The sequence below is a fragment of the Nocardia transvalensis genome, assembly GCF_015477765.1.
In the GTDB taxonomy this organism is placed as follows: Bacteria; Actinomycetota; Actinomycetes; order Mycobacteriales; family Mycobacteriaceae; genus Nocardia; species Nocardia transvalensis_A.
The window spans coordinates 433,300-457,308 of the sequence record NZ_JADLQQ010000008.1; the positions used below are offsets into that span (position 1 = coordinate 433,300).

General features: G+C 66.4%; 20 protein-coding genes. 7 read left to right on the top strand and 13 right to left on the bottom strand.

Annotated features, from left to right (window positions below; translation table 11 throughout):
* The first annotated feature begins 137 nt into the window (after positions 1–137).
* Entirely contained in the window at positions 138–845 is a 708-nt protein-coding gene (locus tag IU452_RS25565; RefSeq protein WP_195111674.1) for a hypothetical protein, read from the top strand.
* Here IU452_RS25565 and mobF read toward each other — a convergent pair.
* The 5 genes from mobF to IU452_RS25590 form a co-directional block, all read right to left on the bottom strand.
* Positions 793–6,345 (bottom strand): MobF family relaxase, encoded by a 5,553-nt coding sequence (mobF, locus tag IU452_RS25570; RefSeq protein WP_195111675.1) that lies wholly within the window; start codon positions 6,343–6,345, stop codon positions 793–795. The two genes, IU452_RS25565 and mobF, sit on opposite strands and share 53 nt — an antisense overlap.
* A 324-nt stretch (positions 6,346–6,669) precedes the next feature.
* Positions 6,670–7,059: an SLOG family protein gene (locus IU452_RS25575; protein ID WP_195111676.1), complete on the bottom strand. Its 390-nt coding sequence runs from the start codon at positions 7,057–7,059 to the stop codon at positions 6,670–6,672.
* A gap of 170 nt (positions 7,060–7,229) precedes the next feature.
* Positions 7,230–8,432 (bottom strand): hypothetical protein, encoded by a 1,203-nt coding sequence (locus IU452_RS25580; protein ID WP_195111677.1) that lies wholly within the window; start codon positions 8,430–8,432, stop codon positions 7,230–7,232.
* A 320-nt stretch (positions 8,433–8,752) separates the two neighbouring features.
* Positions 8,753–9,241: a single-stranded DNA-binding protein gene (locus IU452_RS25585; protein ID WP_195111678.1), complete on the bottom strand. Its 489-nt coding sequence runs from the start codon at positions 9,239–9,241 to the stop codon at positions 8,753–8,755.
* 236 nt (positions 9,242–9,477) lie between these two features.
* Positions 9,478–9,930 carry a hypothetical protein gene (locus IU452_RS25590; protein WP_195111679.1) on the bottom strand — a complete coding sequence of 151 codons (453 nt, stop codon included), beginning with the start codon at positions 9,928–9,930 and terminating at the stop codon, positions 9,478–9,480.
* Between the two features lie 680 nt (positions 9,931–10,610).
* Between IU452_RS25590 and IU452_RS25595 the strand changes: the two genes are divergently transcribed.
* Entirely contained in the window at positions 10,611–11,357 is a 747-nt protein-coding gene (locus tag IU452_RS25595) for a phosphotransferase enzyme family protein (protein ID WP_195111680.1), read from the top strand.
* Between the two features lie 302 nt (positions 11,358–11,659).
* Here the strand turns inward: IU452_RS25595 and IU452_RS25600 are convergent, their stop codons facing one another.
* From IU452_RS25600 to IU452_RS25630, 7 genes are all read right to left on the bottom strand, one after another.
* On the bottom strand, positions 11,660–12,124 hold the full coding sequence (locus IU452_RS25600) for a hypothetical protein (RefSeq protein WP_195111681.1): 465 nt from the start codon (positions 12,122–12,124) through the stop codon (positions 11,660–11,662).
* A 173-nt stretch (positions 12,125–12,297) separates the two neighbouring features.
* A complete protein-coding gene (locus IU452_RS25605) occupies positions 12,298–13,161 on the bottom strand; it encodes a bifunctional DNA primase/polymerase (RefSeq protein WP_195111682.1) in 864 nt (287 codons plus the stop codon).
* 39 nt (positions 13,162–13,200) lie between these two features.
* Positions 13,201–13,539, bottom strand: a complete 339-nt coding sequence (locus IU452_RS25610; RefSeq protein WP_195111683.1) for a hypothetical protein — start codon at positions 13,537–13,539, stop codon at positions 13,201–13,203.
* Between the two features lie 89 nt (positions 13,540–13,628).
* Positions 13,629–15,362 (bottom strand): ParB/RepB/Spo0J family partition protein, encoded by a 1,734-nt coding sequence (locus IU452_RS25615; RefSeq protein WP_195111684.1) that lies wholly within the window; start codon positions 15,360–15,362, stop codon positions 13,629–13,631.
* A gap of 125 nt (positions 15,363–15,487) precedes the next feature.
* Positions 15,488–15,703, bottom strand: a complete 216-nt coding sequence (locus IU452_RS25620) for a hypothetical protein (RefSeq protein ID WP_195111685.1) — start codon at positions 15,701–15,703, stop codon at positions 15,488–15,490.
* A gap of 87 nt (positions 15,704–15,790) precedes the next feature.
* Complete coding sequence (locus IU452_RS25625) at positions 15,791–17,026, bottom strand: hypothetical protein (RefSeq protein WP_195111686.1); 1,236 nt, start codon at positions 17,024–17,026, stop codon at positions 15,791–15,793.
* 76 nt (positions 17,027–17,102) lie between these two features.
* The gene (locus IU452_RS25630; protein WP_195111687.1) at positions 17,103–17,543 is read right to left on the bottom strand and encodes a hypothetical protein; all 441 of its coding nucleotides are present in this window, start codon (positions 17,541–17,543) and stop codon (positions 17,103–17,105) included.
* Positions 17,544–17,763: 220 nt separating this feature from the next.
* Here IU452_RS25630 and IU452_RS39010 point away from each other — a divergent pair, with 220 nt between their 5' ends.
* The 3 genes from IU452_RS39010 (at position 17,764) to IU452_RS25645 (ending at position 21,547) form a co-directional block, all read left to right on the top strand.
* A complete protein-coding gene (locus IU452_RS39010; protein WP_324192812.1) occupies positions 17,764–18,903 on the top strand; it encodes a site-specific integrase in 1,140 nt (379 codons plus the stop codon).
* A gap of 4 nt (positions 18,904–18,907) precedes the next feature.
* Positions 18,908–19,246, top strand: coding sequence for a helix-turn-helix domain-containing protein (locus tag IU452_RS25640; RefSeq protein ID WP_195111689.1), 339 nt, complete (start codon positions 18,908–18,910; stop codon positions 19,244–19,246).
* A gap of 582 nt (positions 19,247–19,828) precedes the next feature.
* Entirely contained in the window at positions 19,829–21,547 is a 1,719-nt protein-coding gene (locus IU452_RS25645) for a site-specific integrase (RefSeq protein WP_195111690.1), read from the top strand.
* 296 nt (positions 21,548–21,843) lie between these two features.
* Here the strand turns inward: IU452_RS25645 and IU452_RS25650 are convergent, their stop codons facing one another.
* Entirely contained in the window at positions 21,844–22,461 is a 618-nt protein-coding gene (locus IU452_RS25650) for a TetR/AcrR family transcriptional regulator (protein WP_324192813.1), read from the bottom strand.
* Positions 22,462–22,571: 110 nt separating this feature from the next.
* Here IU452_RS25650 and IU452_RS25655 point away from each other — a divergent pair, with 110 nt between their 5' ends.
* Positions 22,572–22,904: an ester cyclase gene (locus tag IU452_RS25655; protein WP_195111692.1), complete on the top strand. Its 333-nt coding sequence runs from the start codon at positions 22,572–22,574 to the stop codon at positions 22,902–22,904.
* A gap of 6 nt (positions 22,905–22,910) precedes the next feature.
* Positions 22,911–23,852: a class I SAM-dependent methyltransferase gene (locus IU452_RS25660; protein WP_195111693.1), complete on the top strand. Its 942-nt coding sequence runs from the start codon at positions 22,911–22,913 to the stop codon at positions 23,850–23,852.
* Positions 23,853–24,009: the final 157 nt, after the last annotated feature.

Consider the following 24,009-nt stretch of genomic DNA (forward strand, 5'->3'; position numbering starts at 1 on the left):
CGATATTGGACAGCCGGTTGTAGCGGTTGAAGTCGGAGCTCAGTGATCACGTGCGTATCGCTCGGCATCTGGGGTTGGATTTCGAGCGTCCGATCCGGTCGTTGGGTGATGGCTATCCGGAGTACACGGTCTCGCTGGTGGGGAAGTTCGCCGAGCGGATCCTCAAGCAGTTGTGGCGGCATCATGACGTGCCCGGTGATCCGGCGGGCAAGGGGCTCAACGATCTGATCAAGGGGTGCAGTCCGTTCATTCGTAGCGCGACGGTGATAGAGGCGTTGCGTGATATCCAGCGGTTGCGGAACCGGTCGGCGCACGACGGCTATGTCGTTGCCGAGGAGGATGGGCTGACGGCGGTGCGTCGGCTGGTGGAAGTGCTGGCGTGGTTCGCCAGTGTCGGCAGCTCGGTGTTGACCGGACAGGTGCCGGCGCTGACGCCGGTGGTGGCGGCGAAGGCGGAGTTTCTTTCGGGACTGTATGTGACGCTGGGGTTTTCGACGGCCAAGCGGTTCGAGCTGTCCGAGGACACCGTGTACCAGTTGTTCACCCGGCAGGTCGGTCTGCGCAGTGAGTATGCCGAGTTGGTTCTCAGTCGCGATGTCGGCGAGGTCCGTCGTGTGCTGGCCACGACTGGGGGCGAGATGTTGCGTACCCGGTTGCCGAAGTTCACCCGGTTCCTTGTTGTCGACGATCCTGAACAAAACGGGCTAGTGCCGCAACAGAATTCGAGGACTGCCGGATCGTGCCTACGACCGCTGTTGATGGCTGAGCAGATGCCGGGGAGTGGGTACTTCGTCATAGGCCGATGTCGTTGTCTGGAGCGTGGGCGTGCCCATCTGGTGGGCTGAAGTCGAGCTGCGAGGGTGAGTCGGTGTCTTGTCGGTGATGCTGTCGCAACACCTGTTCGGAGGCGGCTTGTTCTGGGGTCAGCTGAGCGCGGCGGTCGCGTTCGGCGGTCAGGTCGGCGAGCTCGTTTCGCAGCCAGCCGCGGTGGACCGTCGGTTGATCGGACTCGCTGTCGTGGTGGCTGGTGGGTGCTGGATCGAAGAGGGTGGTGTCGTTGGCTTGGAGGGCGATGCGTTGCTGGACGTGAGTGATGTGTTGGGTGAGTTGGTGGTCGGTGAGGATTTGTATCGGGTCGTTGGGGTCGAACGTGGGTGTGGCAGGGCTGTCGGGGAAGGGGTGCTGACGGACCCAGTCGGCGATGGCGTGGCGGTCGCGACGCGTGGGCGCGTGGCGCCAGTCGTGGGCGAGTTTGGCGCGTGCTTGGGTGGCCGGGTAGGTGCTGGTGATGTGGGCGCAGCGGGCAGGGATGTGGTCGGCGGGGTCGTGGTCGGGGATGGCGGGTGTCCCGTCGTCGCGGCAGTCCTCGCAGAGGCCGTCGTCGCCGCGGCGCCCGGGTGGGGTGGCGATGACCGCGCGTTCGATTCCGCAACTAAAGCAACAGAATCCACTGGATCGGGGAACTGCGGCGTGGTCGTAGTCGACGGCGTAGCCGTCGGGCGGATTGTTGTCGTGGGCGGTGGACCGGTAGTGATGGTCGACGGCTTGGGGGAGCGGCATGTGGTCGGGGTCGTCGTCGACGTGGGCTCGGGTGGCGAGATAGGCGTCTATTGTTGCGGCGCTGCGGTCCGGTGGTCGTGGCGATGTGCGGTGTGAGGGTGGGTCGGTCTGCTCGTTGTCGCGTGGGGCCGTGCGGCGGCGCTCGCCTCGTCCTGATGTGGTTGGCGCCGTGTCGGGTTGGTAGACATGGGGATCGGTGTCTGGTGTGCAGGCGTGAATGAGGGCGCGGTGTTGTGGGTAGCGGTCGGCGGCCCACTGTAGTCGGGCGCGGGCGACGGGAAAGCTGTTCTGGTAGAGGGTATTGGCGACGCGGGTGATGATGTCGCGTTCGTCGTCGCTCAGGTCGTTGACAAGTTCGCGGAAGGTTTTGCCGGCGTTGTGGATGTGGCCGGTTCGGAACAGCTCGGCGATGACGCGAAGCCGTTCGGGCACATGCGATGTCGGGTCGATGGCGCGGGAATCTGGTGCTGTCTGATGCGTCGGAGTTTCGGAGGACGATGTTTCTGGGGTGGGATCTGTGGTGTCCATATTCGTTGCGGGGGCTGTGGTTTCGGTGGTGGAAGGGTGTTCGGGTTGGTGGTTGCCGGGTTGGAGGAGTGTTTCGATGCGCCAGGTGAGGGCGGTGGTGAGTTGGTCGGGGCGCGGGCCGGTGTTGGGGTCGGGTTGGGCGGTGAGCAGGAGTTCGTGTGCGGTGGCGAGCAAGTCTTGTGGTGTCCAGCCGGTGCCGGTGGCGCCGTCGATGGCGGCGACGAGGCAGGGCCATGCGGGGTCGGTGATCAGTTGTGCGGCGACGGCGTCGCCGAGCAGGGTGTGGAGGTGGGGCATCCAGGTGGGCTGCAGGTTTCGGTTGCTGGTGGCGGTGGTGAGGGCGGAGGGGTCGAAGCCGAGGCGGAACCAGAGCGCGGCGGCGGGCATGTCGTCGGGTAGCGGCCGGGCTGCGGCGGCTTGGGGGAGGAGGGTTTCGATGTCGATTCCGGCGGCTGCGGCGGTGTCGAGGCGGTCGGCCAGCACCGGCCACCAGGGGTCGTTGACGAGGCGGGCGTCGATGCGTTTTCCGAGAGCGGACCAGGCGTGGACGGCGGTGTGGAGGTCGCCGAGAGTGTCGGTGACACGCGCGTCGAGCAGCTGCTGGTGAGTGCGTTCGAGTGCGGGGTAGCGGGTGGGTCCGGTGGGGCGGAGATCGGTGTCAGGAAGGTGGTGGGCGGCTCGCCATACCGCCAGGCTGGCGAGCAGGTGGGGGTGGCCGAGCAGTGGGCGCGCCCAGATCGGCGCGGTCGCGGCCGTCCATGTGGTGGCGTCGCGGGTGATCTGGTGGGCGAGGTCGGCGGCGATTCGGCTGCGGGCGCGGAGGTGTTCGGTGACCAGGTCGTCGGGAAGTCGGTTCGGTAGGCCGCGGATCCAGGGCAAGGGTCCTTCGCTGGTGGAGTGTGCGCCGGTGGGGTCCAGGCGCCAGTCCAGCACGGCGGCAACGTCGGCGGCGGTGTCGAGTTCGCGTTGACCGGCTGCCTGATGCAGGGCGGTGATCGGGTCGCGGCCGGACAGCGCAATGGTCGCCAGGTGCTGGCGAAGGACGGGATAGGCGGCGGCGTCGGTCAGGCCGTGCCGGATTCGTTCGGCGGCGGTGTCGATTCGTTCGAGTGCTTCGCGACCGAGCGCGTGCTCGGCGGCGAGGCCGATCGCGTCGAGGTAGATGTCGACTGCACGGCCGAGCCGGTTGTGCGGGTCCAGCGCATCGCGCAGCTCGGAGTGCGCAGAGACCTGGCCGGCGTCGCGAGCGAGGATACGGAGCAGGACCTCGACGGCGGTGCGTGGCATGATGCCGGGTTCGGTCCAGAAGGAGGCTTCGCTGCCGTCGATCGCGGTGGGGACATAGACCTGGTTGGCGTGCGCGCCCCGAGTGATGGCGACGTAGAGCTGGTTTCGAGACTCGAATCCGGTGAGCACGACATGGCAGATGCCGACGGTGATGCCCTGCGCGGAGTCGATGGTGGTGGCGTACCCGAGCCGCACATGCGCCCGCACATACGCCGGAGGAAGAACGGTCGTATGACCGCGTTGGAGGCCCTGACGCAGGTGAGTGACGACGAGGCTGCCATCGGCTCGCACCGCGTCGACGACCCACCGGTACCCGTTGCGCACCCAGTCCCGCCCGCCCAGCCGCAGACGCGGGTTGTTGCGACGAGTGGAGATGACATCGCCGACGGAGGCGTAAAGCTCGTCGGCAAGTTTGGCTTCCGCGCCGACGGGGCTCGGGTTGCGGGCGAGGCGTTCGGCCCGGGCGCGGGCGTTGAGTTCGGTGACGATGTCGTGGGTTGGTGCCAGCATGATGGCATCGCGGCCGCCGAGATAGTCGACGATCCAACTCGTGTATGCCTGGTCCTGGACTGCCCCGGGTGCACCGCCGTGGACGCGTTGGTGGTCGAGATAGAAGCCGAGCCCGGCCGGATCGCCCTCGCGGATCAGCAGACTGGCCGACGCTTCGGCCCTGTCGGTGAACCGGACGACGTGGGTCAAGGTCGCGTCAGCGGTGTCGACGTTGGTGCCGCCGGCCTCGATCGACGGCAACTGGTGGTCGTCGCCGACACACCGGATCGTCGCGTCCCTGCCAACGAGGAACTCGAGCAGTCGCAATCGTTTGTCGTCGCCGAGCCGCACGTGCTCGTCGACGATGACCAACGTGGTCTGGTCTATCTGCAGGACCCATTGCGGTAGTGGAGCTGGATAGAACGAGTGCTGGAGGGCGAGATTGGCCGGTGTGGGGGTGTGGTTGTCGAGGACGGTCAGCAGTTTGTCGACCGTTTCCGCGCGTGCGCCGGTGGCTTCGCCGAGCACTGCAGCAGCCGCGGCGGTCGGCGCCACACCGAGAACGGTGCCGCCGGAGGCATGCCACGCGTCGACCAGAACCCGCATCGCGGTGGTCTTTCCCGTGCCCGCAGGCGCGGACACGGTCGCGATCCGGCTCGGTGAGGTCGCGAACTCGGTGACCACCGCGACCTGCCCAGCGTTCAACTGCCGCTCGGAATTGCGCGGGTCGTTGTTGTATTCACGGATCGCTGATGCCACCAGGTGTTCGGGAATCGTGCGGGCACCGGTCTGCATCGACAGGTCGATCAGGCGGGCCGCCACCGCCAGTCGGCGCGGCGAGGTATAGGACTGGACCCCCGCAATGGTGTGGACGCTGGCGCCGCTGCGTCGCCGATACAGTGCCGGTACGTCACGCAGCACCGGCTCGGCGGCGATGTCGGGATCGCCTCGAGCGAGAATCCGCGGTGGCGCGAGCGCCTCATCGACCACGGCGTCGGTCACGTGCTCCCACTCATCACGGGACACCTGGCCCCGCAGTTGGCGTTCGGCTTCGCTGCGGACATGATGGCGCTGCCAGGTCCCGCGCTCCGCGGAGACCGTCGCCAGCACCTGCTCCGCCGTGCGCGAGATCCGCGCCGCATCGAATATCGGTCGCGGTCGTCGCGGCTGATGAAACACTCGGGAGACCGCGTGCGCGACCGCTTTCCGGCCGCCGAGGATCGCCTGCGCTTCGCGGCGCCACTGGCTGCGTTGCTCGGCCCAGGACCGCAAGACATGTTTGGTCGGTCGGGTCTCCAACGTGGCCCGCTCCATCAGCGCGAACATTTCCTTCGGTAGTGGTTCGCGCCCGACCTGCTGCTGGAACAGGGAGGCGAGCTCGCCGAGGCGGGTCGTGATGGCTCGGTCACGTTGTGACCAGTGTTCGATGAGTACCCAAGGCAGGCCAATGATTTCGCGGATCGGACGCTTCGCAGGATCAGTGCCCGGCCGCTCGACGAACTGCAGGCCCAGATCCTCCTCCAGATGCTGTTCGAGGCGACTGTTGTAGATCTCGGAGACGGTGACCATCAGGCGGTAGATCATCGCGGCGTCGAGAGTGCGCCACTTTCCGTCCAGAGCGCGGACACGGTTGGCGATCAGCATGTGGGTGTGCAGATCCGGGTCGCCACAACGGGATTCGCGATGGGTGAATCGCGCTGCCACGATGCCCTCCACGTCCACCTGCCGGACGCCGTTGCGGCCCAACCGGGTGTAGATCCCGTGCCGCTCCAGCCATCTGATGGCGTCGTCGACCGCGAGTTCGTGAGCCGCTGCGATGCGCTCCGAGATCTCCTTCGGCGCGATCGCCCACAGTGCCGACACGCTCTTGACCGGGCTGAACGTGACGTCGAAACCGGCCACCGCCGCCGACTGCGGCCGGGAATTGCGTGCCACCCATCCGGACAGTTCGCGCGCATCCAGAGGCGGGCGCCCGTACTGTTCGAGGAACATCCGGGTGGCGACTTCGGTGCGGATGCGAGCGCGAATGTCATCAGGCACCGCCGCGAAGCGGTCCAACCCCTGCGCGATATTGTGTGCGGAAAACGCATCAGCGCAGCGTCGGCGGAACGCGTTATCGGCCGAATAGACCCGATATGGATTCCCCAATCGTGTTGCTTCTTCCGCAGCGCGTTCGGCATCTTTCCGCTTCGCGCCCTTGGCCATCTCGACGTCGACCACCTGCGCTTGGATCGCGTCGGCATCCGGATGCCGGCCCTCCCCGAACAGGGCCTTCATCTGCTGCTCGGTCACCAGATCGCCCGCATCGATCCCCAAGGCGACCAGCCCAGAACCGTGCCAGCGGCCTGGCGCTTCCCCATGCGCCGAGTAGTAATCGGCCAAGCTTCCCGGCCCGCGATTCGTTGCGTCCGCGGCAGCTACTTGCCGCAGGTAATACAGATATCCGTTTCCCGCTAGGACTTTGTGCAGCGTCGCTGTCACATGTCCATCAGACCCCTGAAATCTGGTTACTCTCAAGCGATCTGAGATACGCAAATTGCATCAAGCTGAACGATAACCCTAGGTTGTTATCGAATTGTGACCTGAAATGCAAGAGGTCTGCTTGTCGTGAATGAGTGGGGAGGGGTGAGGGAGGTGAAGGGGAGCGTAGTTGAGGGGTTTGGGGAGGGAAGGTGCGGTTGAGGTGGGTGCGGTGGCGAGGATGTGAGAGGTGTTGAGGAGGGAGGGCGTTGGTTGCGCGAGTGAGGGATGGGTGGTGAGGTGGGCGCTCGTCGGCTGGACGGCGCCGCGCCGCTGAGACAGCGGTCAGGCGGCGTGCTGGAGGGCGTGGGCCTGGACCGGATCGCGGAAGATGCGGGTGGGAATGCCTGCGGCGGTGGCGAGTTCAGCGGTGTGGGTCGCCCCCGGGCTGTGGTTGTGGATGAAGGCCAGGCAGATGTCGGCGCCGAGGTCGACCATGCGTTGATTGCGAACGAATCCGGCGGCGCGGCCGTGGCGGTGCCAGTCGGCGGGATGACGCTCGACGCGGCCGCCCCAGTGCGTCCAACAGGATTCGCAGAGATAGTCCGCGCCGCGCGGGCATGCGCCGGAGACCAGGATCGCCGAGGGTGACCAGACGGCGGCGAGGGCGATGCGGATGGTGGGCCGATGCAGCCACGCGCGGGAGCCGGTGATGAGGATGCGGCGTGATGTCATAGATGTCCTTCAAGGTTGTGTGCGGCTGACCGCGCGGTAGTGCGCGTCGAGTCAGGGTGTGCGTAGCGCGGATGCGTTGATGGATTGCGGGTGGTGGCCGGTCCGCCGCGCGGGAGTGGACAGCGCGGCGGACCGGAGAACAGCGGACTCGCGTGTGGGGGCGAGCGGGTTTAGGCGGCTGCGGGGAAGAGCAGTCGGCAGTCCTCGCAGAGGTCGTCGATGTCGATCAGCCGGTGGTCGCGGCAGTTACAGCACTGGCCGCGTCGGAGCTGGACGGGAGTAAGTGTGGTGATCGGTTGCTCGGCTGTCGACGGGTTGCGGGTGTGGTCGAGGAACGCGGTGACCAGGCCCCGCACCTGGCCGATTGAGCGCTGGCGGAGGCTGTCGAGCAGGGCGGGTGCGGCGGCGGGGTAGTGATCGGTGAGGTATTGGCAGTAGGCGGCCACTTCGTCGGCGAGCGTGAATCCGTGGGAGAGTGGGTCGATTCCACTGCGGCCGGTGTCGCGGCAGCGCTGGCACAGGCCGTCATCGCTGAGGCGGTGTCCGTCGGCGTCGGTGCGGAAGTGGTCGCTGCAGGCGCGTTCGGCGAAGCAGTAGACGCAGACCCAGCCCTGCAGCGGCGGCAACGTTGCGCGGTCATAGTCGAGGCCGTTGCCGTTCGCCATGAATTCCGGTCGGTCGTCGTCACGGACGGTGAGCCCGGTTCGGGCGCAGGCGATCGCGTGGGCGTCGAAGTCCTCACGGGTGCGCAGTCCGGCTCGGTCGCGTTCGGCGCGGACCTGATCGGCGACCTGGCGCACGTAGTGGCGGTCCCACACCGACGGCTGCGGCGCGGGGTCGGTATCGAGCAGAAATCGGGTGCGGATGTAGTCGGTGACCACACGCGGCTCGCGCACACTGCGACGCTTGGTCAGCACCGCGGTGATGTGCTCGGGCTTGCGGCGGGCGCGTTTGGCCGCGATCTCGGTCGCCGTAGACGGGTCGCGATCGATGACCGGTGTGTCATCGGTGGCGGCGAGATGCCGGACGCCCGCCGAGGCGGCGGTGAGCGGAACGGTGCGGATCCAGCGCGGCTGCGTCTCGGCGGGACGATACAACCCGGGATCGGTGCGAGCGACGAAGGTGTCGAGCCACTGCTTCAGGTCCGCGTCCGCGCGCCGCCACAGCGACCGCAAATACGCGCGCGCACTGAGATATGGGGCGCGGGTGAACGTGTCGGCGAGCCGGGTGAGTCGATCGAGGTCCTCGTCGGTGGCGAGCTCGGTGAGCGCATGCTCGAACGCGTCGTGGGCGTCGTCGTGGCGGCCCTGGTCCAGCAGGTAGGAGATATAAGCGATCGCCTCTGAGAAGGACTGAGATTCGGTGCTGGTCATCAGAAAGTCCCTTCGTGCGTGCAGCGGGAGACCCTCGCCGCGGGAACGTGACCTCCCAGCGAGGGTCGGCTGGCCGGTCGGCCAGCTCGAGGGCGTGTCGACCGGGACGGCGGCCGGGGCGGTGGGGAACGCGCCGGGGCGTGCACCAGCGAATTTCTGATGCCAGCCGCAACGCGCGTCGACAAGGAGAGGGAAATTCGGTGGTGCCGGGCGCGGGCCCTGCCGCCCCGGCCGCCGTTCTGGTAGCCCTCGCGCGTGCTGGACGACCGGCCGGACGGGCATCGCGCCCCTCGACCGACGTTGATGACGGCTGTTCGGCTTTAGAACGTGGGCTCGTCAGCGAAACCACCGACAGCGCTTCCGGCGAACACCGGATCGGGACCGCTGGGCATGTTCCAGGGGTCGTCGGTCGCCGGACCCTGACTTGCGCCATTGCTGGAGGTCTTTCGGGCAACGCGGGTGACCTTCGCGGTCGCCCACCGGGTCGACGGACCCATCTCGTCGACCTCGAACTCGATCACGGTGCGCTTGTCGCCCTCGAGGGTCTGATAGGTGCGCTGCTTCAACCGGCCAGTGACGATCACGCGGGCTCCGCGCGGCAGCTCACTGTTGGCCAGGTTCTCTGCCGCGTCGCGCCACGCGTTGCAGCGCAAGAACAATGCGTCGCCGTCTTTCCATTCACCGGACGTGCGATCGAAGCGCCGCGGTGTATCGGCGATGGTGAAGTGTGTGAACGGAACACCCGCCGATGTGTATTTCAGTTCGGGCGGTGCGACGAGGTTGCCGATGTAGGTATTGACTGTGGGCATGACTCGCTACTCCTTTGTCAGGAACGGAATTGATGGCGCGACCCTGGAGATCGGGACGTAGCTGGTGCTGTGCCGGACGCGCGTTTGGACAGGCACGGACGCGGCCGCGGGAGAGGGTCACCTGGGCTGGCCGGAAACAAGGCGAAGTGCCCGCCAAAGGGGGCCTATACCAGCCGGGAAAGGGACTGATGGACTCAGCCGCCGTGTGCGTCGCGAACGAAGGGAGAAGGCTGGATTCAGGCCGGGGTGTCGGTGGTGAAGGAGACTGCGAACGAGCCGGGCATGACGGTGATGATCATCCATCCGTCGCGGTCGGTGTAGTCGCGGATCATGTCGATCAATGTGCCGCCGCCGGTCACCGGTTCGTCGAGGTCCAAGTGCTCGGAGAAATCGTCCCCGCCGACGGGAGTGGCGCCGATCTCGCTGCCGGTTCCCCGGCCCCAACCCTCGGCGAACGCGACCTTGGACCAGCCGTCGGGATCTGCTGGGTCGGCGAGCTGACGGGGCAGTCCGTTGCTCAGCACATAGGTGCCATCGTCTTTGGCCCACACCAACGCTGGCCCACCCGGATCGCCGTTGTCGTACTGGCTGATGGAGGGGGAATGCTCGTCGGCGGCAAGAGCGTGTTCGGCGATCTCACCGACTTCGGACAATGGAAACCACAGATCGATCGACTCCGTCGACTCCATCGGGTAGTCCTTCCTGAAGCGCGAAAAATGAAGCGCCGCCCGAGAAACCGCGCCGATGTGAGCGAACTGGCCCCGGATCACCGACGGCGGCGGTCGGCGACCGGGCGGATGTCTAGTTCGAATCCGGGCACGGGGTGTCGGTGGCGTCATGCCATCGGGCATGTGTCTCGGCGACGAACCGTCGCAGACGTTGCGGACTGCGATCGGGCAGAGTGTCGAACTCTGCATGGAAGAACGCCGCGACGAATGGCGAAAAACGGTGGGCAGTAGGGCATCTCGCGCGCGAGGAGGGTGTAGAGCTCGAGACGGTGCCCGGGGAGACGCTGATGCCGCCGAGTGATGCAGTACGGGCAGCGGGTCGCGGCGAAACGCAGCGGCGGCGGGGTCGACACTGATGCCTCCTCGGTGGCTCGACGATGCTGATGGCTCTGGGCGTAGGGAGGAACTGCTGGAGGATCAGCGGTGCAGGCACTGGTGGAGGGCAAGTATTCGAACCGTGCGTTATTGCTGGATGCCACTGCGGTACCAGGTGGCTGGTCGGACCGGGCGGGATAACCGGCTCGACCACGTTGGGGCGGCCTGTAGAGGGAGGTCCTCGGTGCGCATCCCGACACAATCGTCCGTGACTGGTTGGCGCAATCTCGTTGAGCGCTTCATGAGCCTCTGCGAGGATGTGGCCGGTGGGATGGGAGGCACTCGAGCAGTGGGGTGATGACGTCGTTCGCGTCGAACCGCTGACTGGGGGAGTTGGCGTCAACGAGGTGTGGAGCGTGCGCGTCAACGGGTACCTCGCAGTCGGTCGTCTCGGCCAACGCAGTGACGCTGATCTCGCGTGGGAGACCGACCTGTTGCGATACCTCGACCGTGAAGGGATGCCGGTGCCGGTGCCGATCCCGACCATGGACGGGCGGCACTTCGCCGACGGTCTGGTGGTGATGACCTACGTGGAGGGCGGACCGCCCGAGACCGAAGCCGACTGGCGTCGCGTCGCCGAGACACTCCGCCAGTTGCATCGGTTCACGCGCGGCTGGCCCCAACGCCCGGGCTGGCGATCGTCGACCGACCTCCTGCACGCCGAGACCGGAACGAAGGTCGACCTCAGCGCGATGCCGCCTGAGGGTGTCGTTCGATGCCGAGCGGCGTGGTCGCGAGTCATCGGTCGCAGCACGTGCGTCGTCCACGGCGACCCCAACCCGCGCAACATCCGCATGACCGCGGATCGCGTCGCGATGATCGACTGGGACGAGTCGCACGTCGACATCGCCGACCTCGACCTGGCGCTGCCGCACAACGCCGCCGGTCTCAACGACGAGGCGTACGACATCGCCGCGCAAGCGCGGGCCGCTTGGGAAGCCGCCGTGTGCTGGGACCCCAGCGGGACCGACCAGTTCGCAGTCAAGCGGCTCGCCGAAGTTCGGGCGGTCTGAGCAGCAGCAAATCGAAAGAGCGCACCAGGGAGGACTCCGTCACCAGGACCACCACCCGGCCCATCCGCAACCTGACGGCCACCCGATTCTGGTCGCGCAAGAACCGCAACGCTTCCTGGGGCCTGACCTGTTGATCATGGGAGCCAGGCCATGGTCGAGGCGATGACGAGTAGGGTGCGGTAGAGGCGCTGAGTGTTCGGAGATCGACGTGTGTCAGGTGGAGAGGTAGTCGGTCCAGCTGTTCTGGGCGAGGCGTGCCCATGTGCTCGCGGCGCCGGATGCGATGCCGAACAGGTCGCTGATCACGATCGGTGGGAGGTCGGTGACAGCGGTGATCGTCGTAGGTCAACGGTCGACGGCGCGGGTCCGCCTCGTACTCGAGCCGGTGCGCAGTTCGAGTTGCCCTCATGAAAAATGGGCTTCGGAACATCGCCGAAGTACTGCTCGCACACCGACATCCAGTCATAACGCGGGTCCCGCAGATACTCGACGAACAGGCCGATCGTCACCTCGTAGCCGCGCGCCGTGGACAACCGGATTCCCCGGTCCCCGCCGCGGAGATGATCGACGAACGCCTCCCCGTCGCTCGAAGTCCACTGCCACGGATACAAACCCGTGAACTGGTTGAACCGCCGTATCAGGCGCACTCGCGGGTCGATTGTCGCATTACGCAGATACCTGGCTGACTGGTGACGGCGCCACCCCTCCAGCATTGCCTCGAACGCGGTCGGTGCCGGATCCAGATGAATAACGTTGTCCGCCAACACCAAACGAGCCGAACCGGGAGCATCGAAGTCACGGCCAACGTTGTATCAGAGGCAACGTTGATGCATCTCCGGAACGGGTCAGTTGAAACATAATTCCGGTGCGACACGCCGCTGGCACCTAAACCGCTATGAGCAGCGGAAACATCCGTCCCCGAAAGCCGCACTATGTTGCATCAAATGCAATTCCTCCTAATATGGCGAGGTCGGTTGGCCGTGTACCTGAAGGCGTTGGTGATGGCGTGGTCGAGTTCGGTGGCGGTGAATCCTTCGACCCCGATATGTCCGCGGGCAGCATCGAGCAGGACGCTGCGGGCGTGATGTTCGGTGAGCTCGTGCGCTGCGACCAGGCGACCGAGGACCAGTGCAGACCGGAACACCGTGATGTTGCGTAGGCCGGGCCGGGCCCGAGCGACCCGGTCCGCTTCGCAGCGCAGAATCGCCGCCAGATACGAGTCCGGGTGCGTCGGCGCGACCGCGCTCGACAGGGTCGCAGGCAACTGCGCTGGGGTGAGCGCCGTGACCAACGGTGGGGACAGGTTCGAGATCGGGCGCGGGTCGGTGACACGGTAGGTGCCGAGCGGGGTTCGTGAGCCGGGTGCAACGATGTAGCCGCCGCATCCGCGAGAGTCGATTCCGGCGCCGAGGCGGCCGATCGTGCACGGCAGCGACAGTTCGGTCGGCGCGCGGTAGTACAGGTGCCAGCCGGCGGGGGTGGCGACGGTGAACGTCAGCGGTGCCGGTTCCCCCAGGCACGCGGCCAGCTGCTCCAACGCGACGTCCAGATCGGTTGCGGGATGGGGGAAATGGCTGGGGTCGAGATCGATGACGTGCAGGCCACTCGGTTCACCGGTAACGACGGCAACGTTGAATCGCGGGTTGTAGGACCACCAGCGGTGAATGTGGTCCATCTCGGTGGTCGCGTAGTGCTGCCACCGGCGCAGGGCAGGCGTTTTGCCCTGTGGGCGGAGGGGAAAGACCGGCCAGCCGCGGGCGGCGGCAGCCAATGCAGCCGACCGCAGAAGATCGAGAGCAGTCACAGCGAGCTCCTCGTGCCTGGTGAAATCGGCGGGGCCGAGCTACCCACGGGGCCGGAGGTCCCGCGCGGTCGACACAATCCACTCGGCCGTGTCACGCAACTGGACTGCCAGGGCCTGGAGTGCTTCGAGCGTGCCTGCGGCGTGGGGATGGGTCGGCACGGGCGGATAGTCGGTGCCGTGGGCGTGATAGACCAGGCGCCATTCGAGTGTCATCGGGTCGAACACGCCCACCCTGTAGCGGGACCACGACGGGTCGGTGATGTTGACGTTGAGGATGACGTCGGCGGGATGGTGGTCGACCAGGCACAGGGTGCGGGCCCGGTAGCCCTCGTCGGTGACCGCGACAGCGGTGATGGTCGGTTGTTCGGTGATCTGCATCCAGGCTCCTGGGTTGTCGGTTGGCCGTCCTTGGGCGCAGGACCGGCACCGCCGTGGTTGGGCGGTGCCGGTCCTGGAGTGGGTGAGGGTCATGCCGCTTGCGGTTCGGCGGCGGGGGTGTCGATGTCGATGTGGTCGGAGTCGACTTCGCCGAGGGCGGCCAGTTCGACGGGGACGAGTTGGTGGCCCTGCTCGCGCAGGAAGGTCAGGTAGCGTTTGACTCCGCGGTCGGCGTAGCGCCAGCAGTCTTTCGCGGTCCGTTTTTCGTAGCCGCCGAGCACCAGGCCGAGCAGAATGACTTGGCAGCGAGCGGGTTTGGCGGTTTCGATGGCGCGGCGCAGGTCTTGACGGGAGTAGCCCTGGCCGGTGAGGGCGAGCAATTCCACCGCGGTGTCGAGGGCGTTGTACTCGGACAGCAGCCCGGGATCCGCGATCAGAGAGTCGGTGATGAATCGGACGGCTTGGGTCGGCAGGGTCTTGCGGGCAAGCAGCCGAGTCACGAACTCTCGGCGGGCTTGCATCGCCGCCACGCCTTGCTTGTTGAGCTCGCGCACCCGTCGCAGGGCGAGGCGTTGTTCCTCCCGGGCGGCGGCAGCTCGAGCTTCGGCGTCGGCGCGACGCCGGGCAGCAAGCTCGTCGTCGGCGGTGTCGGTGCTGTGTTCGGCGCTGGCGGGGCTCTCGTCGTTGCTGTCGTTGTCGGCCGGGACAGTCCGGCTGAGGTTCGCTGCGGCGAGCGCGTCGACGGGCAGGAAGTACTCGGCGAGCCAGTTGTCTCGTTGGTCGACTTGGTTGGCGTGGCGCATCCCGTCCTGGGGCGTGCGTTCGGGGTCGCGCGCGGTCGCCCAATCGACGGTGTCGGGATCGACGACGACGCCGGTGTCGGTCTCGACGAGCAGCGGCTGGTCGTCCAACTCGAGCCACACGAGCCACCCGCTCGGGTCGGCGTGGATGCGGTCGGCGGCGACCGCGACACCGTCGGCGTCGACGAGTTCGGTGGCCGGGACCAGCGTCGCGTCGGGTGCGTCGGTGTAGGGGTAGTCGGTCAGCACGCCGAACCCGGCTTCGGCGTAGGGCCGGGCGGCGGTCAGGTGGATGCGCTGCTCGTCACGGTCGGCGGCGATCTTCTTGGCCTCGTAGGTGAAATAGCTTCGTATGCAGTTGGTCAGGCGCTGGACTGCGTCGGTGTCGCCGACGGTTTCGTATTCGGCGATGAGGGCGGCCTGTTCCAAATCGAACTGCCCGTCGTCGACGAGGTGGCGCGCGGTCGGGGACGCGCCGACCTTGCCCGCGAGCTTGATCTCGTCGCGTTTGGTTTGCAGCGCCTTGCCGATCCGGGTCACCGATGCCCCGAGATCCAGTGCCAGGGCGATCCCGGCGGCGCGGTCGCCGTCGGTGAGAGCGATCCGCCGGTCGTTGACCGTGATCTGCTCGACGATCCGCGCGATCTCCAACTCCTTGTCCGATACCGTGTCGTCCGCGTCGAGCAGCCATACCGGCACCCGGGGCTGCTCGAACGCGAGCGCGGTGAGAGTGCGAACTTGCCCGTCGCGCACGACGATTCGACCGTCGGGCATCCGGATCGCCTTGATCGGGTTGAACACACCGTGCTCACGGATCGAGTCGGTGTACTCGGGGTAGTCCTCGAGCCGGAAGCTCTGGCGCACATTCTCGGCGATCTCCAGCTCCGCGGGATCGAGATACACCGCCTCGGCCTTCGGCGGGACCGCACCATCGCTGGTGGTGGTGGAATCGGTCTCGGTCGTGGAAACGGTGGGATCGGAGGTGGAATCGGGTTCGATGGCGACGGCAGTGTCAGTGAGCATGCGGTGGCCTCCTCTCGTGAGACAGGAAAGCGCCGTACAGCGAGAAGCTTTCCGGCGCTTTCCTGTTCGGGATGAACTGGCGGTGCGAGGTGTCGGCATCCGTTGGCTGGGTGCGCAGGGCGGGGTCAGTGCTGCTTCTTGGGGCGAGGTGCGACGTTGATCGGATGCAGGTGCCGTGCGGTGTGCTCGTCGGGGTCGCTGTAGGCCCAGTGCTTGCCCTGCCAGCCTGGGTGATCGGCGTGCCAGCGTTCCCGCGTCGCCTCGCTCAGCGCTGCAGCGCTGCCAGCAGCGCCGAGATGCTCGGCCAGGACGTAGTCGGCGTGAGTGAGCGTCTCGGGCATCGAACGGACCTCCTGTTCACGGGCCGCGGTGCGGCGCAATCAGAGTGGGGAAAGGCGGCGCACCCAGAGCGGGTGCGCGAACGCGGGTCAGGTCAGGGCCATGGCCTGCAGGGCCAGGCCGTCGAGAGTGTCGGCGCGGTCGGCGTCGGCGATGGTCTGGCTGTAGCTGGTGACGGCGTGGGCGATTCCAGCGGCGGTGAGTTGACCTCCCGCGATGAAGTGCGACAGGATTCCGGCGCGTTCGTCCTCGCTGAAGCCCAGCTGTTTGGCGACGACTTCGATCGTCTTGTCCGGCTGGGTGACCGGGGCAGCGGCGTGGCGTTCGAGTTCGGTGATGCGTGCCGCGAGGAACTGCGGTGACAGCCATTCGGAAACCTTGTCGCGGGTTTCGGCGGTGATCACCGCGAGGCGTTTGCGGTAGGTGTCCTGCGACCAGGCCAGGGCGCCGATGTCGAGTTTGTCGCCGAGGTGGCGTTTGGTGTAGGCGAACAATGGCAAGGTGAGCCCGTTGCCGCAGATCCTGATCACCAGCTCCGGTTTCAATGTGACCGCGTGATGGCCGATTTCGGAATTGGAGAACCGGAATCCGGCGAACACCACCGGCTCGCGGCCCGGCGCGTAGCCGCGACCTTCGCGGGCGGCGATCGGCCGCCATCGATCCAGCTGACCAGCGACTCGGCGGCGTTCGGCCTCGAGTTCCGGGTTGGCGAAGGGGTTGCGGTAGTTGGCCAGAAAGCCCGGCGCCAGAGCCGATACCTTGGGGGAGAACACTTTGCAGTGCATCGAGGATTCCGTCAGGTCACACGACCGGACACTGACCTCGGCGTCGGCGAGCCGGATCCCGTCCAGCACTGCGGTCAACACATCGAGGTTGTCGATGATCCCGTACCGATCCGACAGTAACGCGCGTAGCACCCCAGGCTCACTGGGGTCATCGGAGGTGAACAGCCGCAACAAGAACGACCGATCCGACTGCGTCTCAGTCGGTTCGCTGCCGGGCGGGGGATGCAGCAGCCCGTTGACATTGGCGTCGTAGAGATCGGTGCGCTGTTGCTCACGCAGCCACTTCAGATAGCCGACAGGGATCTTGAGCTTGGCGCCGATGTGGGAATCTGCGGCGGCGGTCGGACGATACGCCCCCTCGACAGAGGTGACTCCGCGTTCATCGACCACCGGCTCGATTCCCGATAGATCGAGCAGGCCATCGCGCGCCCGGATCGCCGAGGCCGCGACGACGACGTCGAGCTTGGCAGCCTGCTGCAGGTTGAGCAACCTCACCAGATCACCCAGCTCGGCGTGCCGGACGGACGTGGCAACGGACATAGGAAAACTCCTCTCGGTAATGGATTTCGAACCAGCGCGGATTCGGCCGGGATGGCGTCGGACACCCAGCTGTCGGTCAGGCGGCTGCCGAGCCTGAGTAGCCGGGTCGGGCGAAGCTGCATCGTGTCGAGATCACAGTGGACGCGCGCCGACGCTGCAGCGTGAGGTTGGCGGTTTCGAAATCGCAGGTGACGACCTCGGTTTCGATGGCCGGTTGATGCCAGTGCTCGCGGTACTGGCTGGGGTCGATGCCGCAGCTGGGCTCCAGTGTGATCCCGGTCGATGTGTGGAAGCGCCGGTACTCTTCGTCGGCGTGATCGTGCTCCATGCCGGGGCGGCCGCTGTACCGAAACGGGGCCGAGGACTGCGGGAGCAGGAACACTCCGCGCCGGGCGACCTGAGCTGACACTGCGATCGCGTGGTATTCGAACCGCGGACCCCGATACCCCGGAGCGTTCACCGTCCGAGTGGCCCTGCCGAACGGCGGATTGCTGATCACGGTGTCGAACCGGCGCATCGCTTCTCGATGGACCCGTAGCAGGTCCCCGCACCACCTACCGGAGTACGTGCGGGTTCCCCTCGGGGAAGATGGTCTCCTGTCGTGCTTCGGACCAGGTGACGATGCTGCCGTGAGTCGAAACCATTTCGTGTGAAGGTTTGCCAGTAACTGGCAGATTTTGCGAGTAATCATAGTAATGTGCCGGTTCGTGGCAGATTCTCCTTCCCGTCTCGAGGTCGTGAGGAGTGCTGTCGGCGAGGCCGAGTCGGCGGCGACTGGCTGTGTTGAGCAGGGTCTGGCCGATGTGGTCACGCTGCAAAGTCGTGTTGCGGCGGCTGCGGATCCGGAGGACGCGCAGGCGTTTTTTCGGGACACGCTGGCTGAGTACGTGTGGGCACGGGACGTGGCCGGTTTGGCGGCTTCGACGTTGCAGCACCTGATCCGGCCGGTGGTGGAGATCTGCTCGTTCTACGACTGCGTGCCCTGGGAGCTGACTGCCAAGGAGCTGGATCGCTACTTCACCGGGCCTGGCCGTCGGCAGCCGGCGACGGTGCGCAAGAAGCTGAACCAGATCGACGGCTACTTCGCGTTCCTGGAGCAGCGCTACGCGGGAGAGATCAGCCGACGGTTCGGTGCCTCGGTCGAGTCGCCGATCGATGTGTTCAATCGGCCGGTGCACCGCGGCGATTTCGGTTTGCGGATTCCGCCGTCGCGGCGGGCGTTGAAGGAGTTCTTCGCGGCGTGGCGGGCGGATCTGTCTGTGGCACGCAAGTATCCGGTGGCCGTCCGTGACTACGTGATGGCCAAGATCACCTACATCTCAGGGGTTCGAGCGGCTGAACTCTGCGGTGTCCGGCTCGGTGACGTTCATTGGGAGAACGGCCGGTGGGGCCGGTTTCTGGTCCGGGGCAAGGGCGCACGACGATCCGGACCGCGAGAGCGGGAGGCGTTCCTGTTCGCCGAAGGGCGAGAGCTGTTGTGGTGGTACGTCGAAGAGGTCCGGGGAGAGTTCTGCGATGACCCCACCGACCCCTTCGCGCCGCTGTGGCCGTCGGAGCGCCTACCCACGGCGGTCGCGGGACTCAACCTGCCCATCGCGCCGTCGGTGACCGCGGGAACCTTTCGCCGGTCGTTGAAGACCGCGGCTGCCGGTCGTCTGCCGGGCCCGATCACGACTCTGCACCCGCATCTACTGCGTCACGCCTGCGCCACCCATCACTACGAGTCGGGAATGCCGCTCTGGGACGTGCAGAAATTGCTTGGTCACGAGTGGGCGAGCACGACGGTCGGGTACCTCGCGTCCGTCCAGGCGGATCCGGAACGACACAGCTTGGAATCGTCGAATCGCGCGGTTCGACGGTTGAGCAGGGAGGTGTGAGTCGATGAAGTGGAATCTCCGGTGGGTGGCCGCCAAGCAGGATATCTGGCGACCGACCCAGCTACAGGCCGCATTCCAGGAAGTCGGGTTCGAACCCTCGTTGTCGAAGGTTGCCGCGTTGTGGTCGAACAAGCCGGTCACCCTCCGGCTCGATGACCTGGACAAGATCTGCGCCGCCTTGAACTGCACGGTCGCCGACCTGCTGGAAGCCGAACCCGAACGCCACCAGGTCCACAAGGACGACCAGTCTCGGGCGGTCGGGGAACAGCGGGCCGAGCGGCCGGCCGGGCCGACCCCGCGGCCGGCACGTGGCCGGGCGCCTCGTTCGTTGCCGCCGAACTGATCCGGTATGGCATGGAAGTTCTCCCGGGTCGGCAGCTGCGCACGCTGCTGGAGCTGGGGAGAGGTCAACCAGGTCGATGTCTGCGCCCGGTGCTTTGCCTGGAAGCCCGTCGGCGGGAAGGTCGGGTGCTGCCGCCGTTGCCGGCACAGCACCAAGGCCAATCGGGACAGCCTCTGCCGAGCCTGCCTGATCGACATCCGGACAGGATGCGACCTCGACTGGCTCCGAGCCGAGATGGAGCGGACCACGACCGGCCCACGGAGCGTTCAACTTGTCCTGCTCCTTACTGGGGACGTCCAGCCCGAGGCGCAGGTGTTGCGCCGTGACCCGGACCAGCGCCACCCCTTCCGTTTTCCACGCTGGGCGGAGCCGGTCCGCCTGACGCGGGACGAGCCCGACTTGTGTCGTTCGGCACCGCTCGGCCAGCTCACCTTGTTTCGCCTACATCGGACGTTCACCATCGAGCATGCTCGGCGCATCAGCGATCGACCGGTCGCCGACCTCGGGGCGGTGGCCACCACCATCGCCGAGCTGCGATCCGAACACGGCCGGACCGGCTCCTGGCAGCACCTGGCCCTACAGATGGCCCGCCTGGCCCTGGCAGCTCGGGACGCCGATCAGCCATGGGTCTATGAACAAGACCTTCAGGATCTTCCTGAACTGCGCGGGATGATCACCGAAGCGTTACGCCGCACCGGGCTGCTGGACGAACTCGAAGCGCGGGCAATACCGACAGACGGTCTCCGCAGCTGCGAGCACTGCCTGTGCTGGGAAGGCGCCCGCACGAAACGCTGTCGGCAGTGCTGGAGCTGGTCCCAGATCCATCCGCCGGGGACCTGCAGGCGATGCCATCGCCACCTGCCGATCAAGAACGACCTCTGCCGGTTCTGCCAGGTCCTATTGGCCGAATACGCCCCAGACCAACCGCCGGCCGACCAGCTCTGGTTCGGCGGCGAACTCGCGCTCACGTTGAACACCCGCAAACTCGGCTACGAGAACCGCGGCGGAGGCCGCAAAGGGCAACGCCTGAAACAGATTGCGGCCGAACGTGAGGCCGCCCGATCGCTCTCGCCTCACCTGGTCAACCCTCATCAGATCGCATTGATCGAGGATTTGCCACGGGACTGGCATCGGGTGAACCTCGAGAATCTGCCCGCTTTGACCCTCCAGGCCCAGACACTGCTGGATGCCTTCGACCAGCGCGGTCGGGACCAAGCATGGCTCGGACAGACCCGGAACGCGAACACCCGAGTACTGCGAATCCTGCTGGCCTGGCTCGGCGCTGCGGCGCCCATCCACGAAGTCGACGTCAAAGCGCTGGCCTCGTCGGGATTCGGCAGCTACCCGCGGGTCTGCCATTTTCTCCGCGACCAGAACCTGCTCGTGCCGGACCCGTCGGGCGAGGACGACACCGACCAGCTTGCCGCTCAGCGGCTGATCGACTCCATGCCGACCCGGTTTCAGGGTGACGTGACCGCCTGGACGCGGGTGCTGCGGGGCAGCGGCCGGCTTCGCCATCCGGTCCGGGCCTGGTCCACGATTCGGCACTACCTCGGCTACATTCAGCCGACGCTGCAGGACTGGAGTTTCGAGGCCGACTCCCTGCGCAGCATCACCCAAGAGCAGATCCGAGCGGCCGCCATGAACGCGCCCGCCCCCTCCCGCCGGGCCGTTCACGTCGGCCTGCGGTCCCTGTTCGCGGCGCTCAAACAGGAGCGACGTATCTTCCGTGACCCTGCCCGCGGCGTCCGGCTGGGCATTGCGCGCCCGCTGCCCACGCCCTTGCCCAGCGACCACTTGCGCGGCCTGATCGACAAAACGGACAGGCCGATGACCCGGTTCACTCTGGCCCTGGTGGCGATCCATGCTCTGGCCACACAAGACCTTCGGCACCTCGAGCTCGACGATCTCGACCGTTCGGCCGGTCGCCTGGTGGTACGGCGGCCATACACACGCCACCTCGTGTTCCTGGACGAGTTGACCCTCACCTTGATCACGGCTTGGCTGCGGGAGCGGAACAGGCGATGGCCACGTAGCGCCAACCCTCATCTGCTAGTCACTCAACGCACCGCCGTTGACCCTAGCCACCCACCCATCAGCCCTTACACCGTGAAGATGATGTTCCGGCCCTTCGGGATCTCGCCCCTGAAACTCCGGATCGACCGAATTCTGGACGAGGCCCGCCACAGCGCCGACCCCGTTCACCTTCAACGGATCTTCGGGCTCTCCACCAGCACGGCGGTCAAATACATTCGCACCGCCCACCCCGACCTCTTCACCGTCGACCCGATCGCCCCCTAGACATCAGCCAAGGGCCAGCTGGCCCGGAGGACGAGTGATGATGCTTGCTGGCCTTGGCGGGTATCGCCTGCCAGGGTGAAGAAGGGACCACCCTCCCTGCCAGTCGTGGGACCACCGCCAGTACGTGATCCGATGAGCGAAACGTGTTCCAGATTTGCAGTGCGATCGATCGCGGCGGCGGCAGCCGACCGCGCTGTATTGCCGATTACACAGCGTATTGCGTGGATATCTATGTGATCACCTCGACGAGGATCGTCGAACTGGGTGGTGGGTGTGCCGGTCGGCGAGTCCGGACGTCAACCACCTTCACTTGCTCGGGTCGTCGGTGGACCGGTGAGGGTGGCCACGAAGCTGTCGATTTCGGCGCGAAGCGCGCCGGGGTCCAGCGGGCGTACGTGCTGCTGCACGACGGTGCCCAGGAGCCAGGAGTGTAGGCGGCGGGAGGACGTGGCAGGGTCTGCGGCGTGCGCGGCGGACAGTAGGTCTTCGAGGAGCTCCTGGACTTGCGCGAGCATGGCCGCGACGGCGTCGGTGGCATTGCGTCGTCCTGCGGCGATCCAGTATTCGAACCACAGAAACGCCGCGTACGGCCGTTCCGCGAACGTCGCCAAATAGGTTTCGACAACCGCGCACAGGCGCTGCTCGGATGCGGCGTCATCGGCGGCGACCTCGCGCAGCGTGGTGAGCATCGCGTCCAGATGCGCCGCGACGGCGTAATCGACGATTTCGTCGATATCGCGGAAGTAATAGTGGATCGCGCTCTTGGTCAGCGGGCTCGCGTCGGCGACCGCGCGAGCGGTGCATCCGCCCAGTCCGTCTCGGGCCAGCACGACTCGTGCGGCTTCGATGATCTGTTTGCGCTTGAGTTCCGCCGAGCTCGACGCCAGGACTTCGTAATTCCCACTCTTCGGCACAGCCCCGAGTCTAGCCTCGGACAGGACATGTGTCCTACTCTTAGGGCGCATGTCCTACACGATGGAGGTGACAGGTGTCCGCGTCGAGGAACAAGGAACGGATCCAGACCATGCTGGACGAGGTCTTCAACGACAAGCGCCCGGATCGGCTGGCGGAGTACTGGATTGCGGCGATTCGCGGCGAAGCCGAACGACTCCACGAGATCCTCTTCGAAGCATTCCCGGATCTGCACGTCCGTATCGACGACATGATCGCTGAAGGTGACCGCGTCGTGGTGCGGCTGTGGTTCACCGGAACCCATGACGGCCAGTTTCAGGGCCTGCCGGCTACCGGACGGCACGTCGAGTTCGGGGCGATCAGGATTTACCGCCTCGCAGATGGGCAGGTTACCGAAACCTGGGCCTATCAGGACGCGGCCGGGCTCCTCCAGCAACTCGGGTAGCAGAACATGACTTTCACCAGTCGCGACAAACACGCGGGGGACCCGGCATCCGGTGTCGGCGCGACCGCCACCATGGCCGCGACGGCCCGGGCGATCGCCACCCGCGCCGACCCCTCACTCATCGACGACCCGTTCGCCGAACCTCTCGTCCGAGCGGTCGGCATCGACCTGCTGACCCGGCTGGCGACCGGCGACCTGCCTCCCGACGACCTGGTCGAGCCGACATGGATCGATGTGGGCAAGGTGCGCGGCAAGTTCTACGACGAGTTCTTCCTCGACGCGACCGACGCGGGCATCGCGCAGATCGTGATTCTGGCTTCGGGGCTGGATTCCCGCGCGTATCGACTGCGCTGGCCACCCGGAACCGTGGTGTACGAGATCGACCAGCCGCAGGTCATCGAATTCAAGACCCGCACACTGGCCGCGCTGGGCGCTGCGCCCACCACAGACCGGAAGACGGTCGCGGCCGATTTGCGCGACGATTGGTCCAGCGCACTGCGCACCGCCGGATTCGACCCCGCCCGCCCGACCGCGTGGAGCGCCGAAGGCCTGCTGGACTACCTGCCGCCCGAGGCGCAGGACCGCCTGCTGGACACCATCACCGAACTCAGCGCACCGGAAAGCCGAATAGCCACCGAAAGCAAGCCGAACCCCCGACCCGGCCAACAGGACAAGACCAGACAACGCCTGCACCGGATGTCCGAACGCTGGAGCGCGCACGGTTTCGCTCCCGACATGGCCGGGCTGCGGCATTACGGCAAACGCAACGAAGCGGCTCCCTACCTGACCGACCGGGGCTGGACGCTGAACGCGATCAGCATCCGAGACCTGCTCGCCGCTAACGACCTTCCGCCACTGACAAACGACGACATTCGCGTCGGGGAAATCCGCTACGTCAGCGGCACCCTCGACAAGACCACCACCAACGACCCGCCCCACGACATCTAGCCAGCAACGGTCGGATGAAGCATCCGGAAATGCCTGCGGCTTCAGGCGGTCATCGCAACGCGTCGTTGAGTGCTTCTGATGGTGTCTTGTAGCCGAGGGTTTGTCGAGGTCGTTGGTTGAGTTCGTCGGCGATGGCGTCGAGGTCGGCTTGGGTGTA